Genomic DNA, 5,065 nt, shown 5'->3' on the forward strand with positions numbered 1-5,065 from the left:
TAAATTATGACGTTACTGATTTTATAAATTTTGATAGAGAAAATGTAATTGTTGTAAGAGCAGATGCTACACAATATGAAGGCTGGTTTTATGAGGGCGCAGGCATCTACAGACATGTATGGTTGAACAAATATCAAAACACCCATATTGCAACGGATGGAGTATTTGCTTATTCAGCCATTGCTAATAATAAAGCAACACTAACGGTTGAAACTACAGTTGCCAATGAAGATTTTGCTGCCGCAAAATATTCCCTCCAAACTTTCCTCACTGACAGAAGCGGTAAAATTATAGGTACTGCAAAACAACAAACCGTTTCATCAAACACCGGCAAAGAAAAAGTTACTAAACAAACTATTGCAGTAAATAATCCAACGTTATGGTCGCTGGAAAATCCATATTTATACAGGGTAGTGGTTGAACTAAAAAAAGATGGAAAAATTATTGATACAAAAAAAATGCGATTTGGTTTTAGGACTGTTGAAATAAAAACCAATGGTGTTTTTTTAAATGGTAAGTATATAAAAATATATGGTACCAACAATCATCACGATCATGCAGGTGTAGGAAGTGCACAGCCCGATTATTTACATTATTACCGTGTTGGGCTTTTAAAAAATATGGGTGTTAATGCCTATCGTACCAGTCATAATGCACCCACACCCGAATTGCTGGATGCATGCGATAGCCTCGGTATGCTGGTGTTAGATGAACAACGTTTATTAAACAGCGGCCCCGAATATATGAGCCAGTTTGAAAGATTGGTAATAAGAGACAGAAGCCATGCATCAGTTTTTATGTGGAGCATTGGTAACGAAGAAGGATGGATACATACTACCACTGTTGGAAAAAGAATTGCACAAACATTTGTTGCCAAACAAAAATTATTAGACCCCACAAGAACCTGTACTTATGCAGCCGATGTTGCCAATGTATTTCGTGGCGTTAATGAAGTAATTCCTGTACGTAGTTTTAATTACCGTCAGTATGCGGTGGAAGATTACCATAAAGATCATCCCAACCAACCGATATTGGGAACAGAGATGGGCAGCACCGTTAGTACAAGAGGAATTTTGGAAAAAGATTCTGTAAGAGCATATTTGCCCGATCAGGATATTACTGCTCCATGGTGGGCAAGCACTGCAGAAACGTGGTGGAAATTGGCGGGGCCAAATGATTTTTGGCTTGGTGGTTTTGTATGGACAGGTTTTGATTATCGTGGCGAACCAACTCCTTATAAATGGCCTAACATAAATTCGCATTTTGGTATTATGGACATGTGCGGCTTTCCAAAAAATATTTATTACTACTATCAAAGTTGGTGGACAGATAAGGATGTACTCCATATTTCTCCGCATTGGAACCACCGCAACGAATGGGGTAAACCTGCTAAAGAAATTGATGTATGGGTTAATAGCAATGCCGATGATGTTGAATTATTTTTAAATGGAAAAAGCCTTGGCAAAAAAGATATGCCACGCAATGGGCATTTGCAATGGAAAGTAAAATTTGAGCCAGGCAAATTAGAAGCCATTGCGTATAAGAAGGGAAAAAAAATTACAGCAAAAGTTGAAACAACTAACGCTGCTGCAGAAGTGGTGCTTACTCCTTACAAAACAACAGTGCTGGCAGATGGTAAAGATGCCACAGTTATTAATGTAAGTGTGGTTGATAAAGAAGGACGTGAAGTGCCTGACGCAGACAACATGATAAAATTTAATTTAGTTGGCGATGCAAAAATAATTGGTGTGGGTAATGGCGACCCCAGCAGTCATGAACCCGATAAATGTGCAGATGGTGCATGGCAACGAAGTTTGTTTAATGGTAAATGCCAGGTAATAATTCAGGCAGGCACTAAACCCGGTATTGTAAAGTTTGAAGCAAATGCAGCAGGTTTATTTACGGGTGCTACTGATATAGTAATGGTTGATACCGAAAGTGCAAATACATTTACCATTGATAAAACTTATGAATTAAAAGGCGAAGCAGCAAAGCCACGGACTACTGATAAAATGTTAGGGGCTGATATTTCTTTTCTTCCGCAGTTAGAAGACAGGGGATTAAAATTTTCGGATAAAGGGGTTGAGAAAGATGCGATACAAATTTTAAAAGACCACGGATTTAATTATGTACGGCTTCGCATTTTTAATGAGCCTGCAAATGACAGCGGTTATTCTCCCAAAAAAGGTTTTTGCGATTTGGAAAATACAAAGCTAATGGCAAAACGTGTAAAGGCGGCAGGTATGAAATTATTGCTGGACTTTCATTACAGCGACACATGGGCCGACCCCGGCAAACAATACAAACCTGCTGCATGGAAAAATTTATCTTTTACTGATTTAAAAAAAGCATTATACGATTACACCAAAAAAGTAATGGAAGAATTAAAAACACAGGGCACAACGCCTGATATGGTACAGGTGGGCAATGAAATTAATCATGGCATTGTTTGGCCCGATGGAAACGTAAGTAATATAGATGGCACAGCACAATTGCTTAATGCAGGAACCGCAGCGGTAAAAGCCGTTGACCCAAATGTAGTAATGATGCTGCATGTTGCACTGGGCGGACAAAATAGTGAATCCGTTTTTTTTATTGATAACATGATTGCAAGAGGCGTTTCCTTTGATGTAATCGGAGAATCGTACTATCCAAAATGGCATGGCACATTAGATGATCTGCGGGACAACTTAAATGATTTGGCAAACCGTTATGACAAAGATGTTATTGTCGTGGAATATTCTGCACTAAAAGAAGAAGTAAATAAAATTGCTTTTGAATTACCCAATGGAAAAGGAAAAGGCACTTGTATTTGGGAACCTTTAAGCACATGGGAAAAAGTTTTTGATAACAATGGAAAATCAAATAATTTTTTGCTGGTGTATGATGAGTTGAGTAAAAAGTTTATATTGAATAAATAAACACTGCTGCTGCGTACAAAAATATTTTTAATTTTTAAAAGTGATTTTGTAAAAACTTAAATTCAAAAAAAATATGTACAGAAAAAAAACTATCACTATCATTTCTACAGCTGTTGTTTTTTTTATTTACGGCTGTGCTTCATCAAATGAAAAAAATAAGGAAGCATGGCAACCATTATTTAACGGCAAAGATTTAACCGGTTGGGATATAAAAATTAAAGACCATTCCCTGAATGAAAATTATAAAAATACTTTTCTTGTGGAAGACAGTATGATAAGAGTTACTTATGCCGGCTATGATAAATTTGATAATCAGTTCGGTCATCTTTATACCCAAACACCTTATTCCTGTTACAAATTAAAATTACAGTATCGCTTTACCGGCAATCATCTTGCAGATGCACCGGATTGGGCAGACAGGAACAGTGGTATAATGCTGCATTCTCAATCGGCAAAAAGTATGGAACTGCACCAGAGTTTTCCGGTATCGTTAGAGTTTCAATTTCTTTGTGGCAATGGAAAAGATACAGTGGCAACCGGCAGTGTATGCACACCCGGCACTTTCATTAACTTTAATGGGAAGCCTTATATTGAACATATTCAAAAATCTAAAAGTAAAACTTTTTTAAAAAACGAATGGGTAGATGCTGTAGCCGAAGTGTACGGCGATTCGTTAATACGGCATATTATTAATGGCGATACAGTGTTGACTTATACAAAGCTGATGATTGGTGAAGGCTTTGTAAGCCCTGAATATAATTGGGCAACAGGAAATATTACGGACAGCCTTTTATGGATCAACAAAGCGAACACTCCATTAAGCCAGGGCTATATTGCTTTGCAGGCCGAAAGCCAACCCGTTGATTTTAGAAGAATAGAAATTTTAAATTTGGTGGGCTGTATGGATACCAAAGCAAAAAATTTTAAAAGCTACTATATAAAAGCAGATAACAGTAAGTGCATTTACTAATAATATTTTAGTATAAAAAAATACTTCCGGTAAAATACATTTTCATTCCAAATGTGCAATCAGTATTCAAGTGTTACCAAAATTTGTTATTTTTATTTTTTGGAGCCGGGCAGCATGGAATGCTAATCAACTTCATTGGTCTGGCCTTAGGCGAGACACTCTTCAACAGCAGATCTTTATTGAACTTTTATTTAAGCGTAGAAATTAACCCGGAGATATCGCAAACTACGCAGAAAAAATCAGCGACATCAGGGTAATCTGCGGGCAAAATAAAAATTTTATGGCAAAAAAAAACATTGCAGCTTTCGTTATTGCAGCATTCATTGCAGTAACTGTTAACGCACAAACCACCTCCAAAGTTTGGGTAGCAGATAACGGCGATGGAACTTACAAAAATCCCATCCTTCATGCCGATTACAGCGACCCCGATGCCATACGTGTTGGCGATGATTATTATTTAGTAAGCAGCAGCTTTAATCAAATACCGGGCTTGCCCATTTTACACAGTAAAGATTTAGTAAACTGGAAAATTATATGCCATGCATTACAACAGCAACTTCCAATAGAAAACTTCAGCAAAGTACAACATGGCAATGGAGTATGGGCACCAGCTATTCGTTATCACAACAACGAGTTTTATATTTATTATCCCGATCCAGATTTTGGTATTTATCTTACTAAAGCAAAAAATATTTTAGGTCCATGGTCAGATCCTGTTTTGGTACAAGCAGGAAAAGGATTAATTGATCCCTGTCCATTATGGGATGATAACGGAAAAAATTATTTAGCACATGCATTAGCAGGCAGCCGTGCCGGAACAAAATCTGTTATCTTAATAAAAGAATTAAATACCGCAGGCGATAAAGTAATAAGCGATGGCGTGTTGGTGCATGACGGACACGAATTAGATGCCACCATTGAAGGGCCAAAAATATACAAACGCAATGGCTACTATTATATTTTTGCACCGGCAGGCGGTGTGGCAACCGGCTGGCAAACTATTTTACGCAGTAAAAATATTTACGGCCCTTACGAAAGAAAAGTCGTGTTGGAGCAAGGCACTACAACTATCAATGGGCCACACCAGGGCGCCTGGGTACAAACACAAACGGGGGAAGATTGGTTCATTCATTTTCAGGATAAAGATGCATACGGCAGAATTATTCATCTGCAA

3 protein-coding genes are annotated in these 5,065 nt (G+C 37.7%); all 3 read left to right on the plus strand.

Annotated features, from left to right (window positions below; all coding sequences use genetic code 11):
- A partial coding sequence (locus ACY65O_RS11115; protein WP_462220930.1) for a glycosyl hydrolase 53 family protein occupies positions 1-2,921 on the plus strand: 2,921 nt, incomplete at its 5' end.
- A 73-nt stretch (positions 2,922-2,994) separates the two neighbouring features.
- Positions 2,995-3,891, plus strand: coding sequence for a 3-keto-disaccharide hydrolase (locus ACY65O_RS11120; protein WP_462220931.1), 897 nt, complete (start codon positions 2,995-2,997; stop codon positions 3,889-3,891).
- 280 nt (positions 3,892-4,171) lie between these two features.
- A partial coding sequence (locus tag ACY65O_RS11125) for a glycoside hydrolase 43 family protein (RefSeq protein WP_462220932.1) occupies positions 4,172-5,065 on the plus strand: 894 nt, incomplete at its 3' end.

Origin of the sequence: Ferruginibacter sp. (assembly GCF_031430955.1) — a bacterium.
Taxonomy (GTDB): domain Bacteria; phylum Bacteroidota; class Bacteroidia; order Chitinophagales; family Chitinophagaceae; genus Ferruginibacter.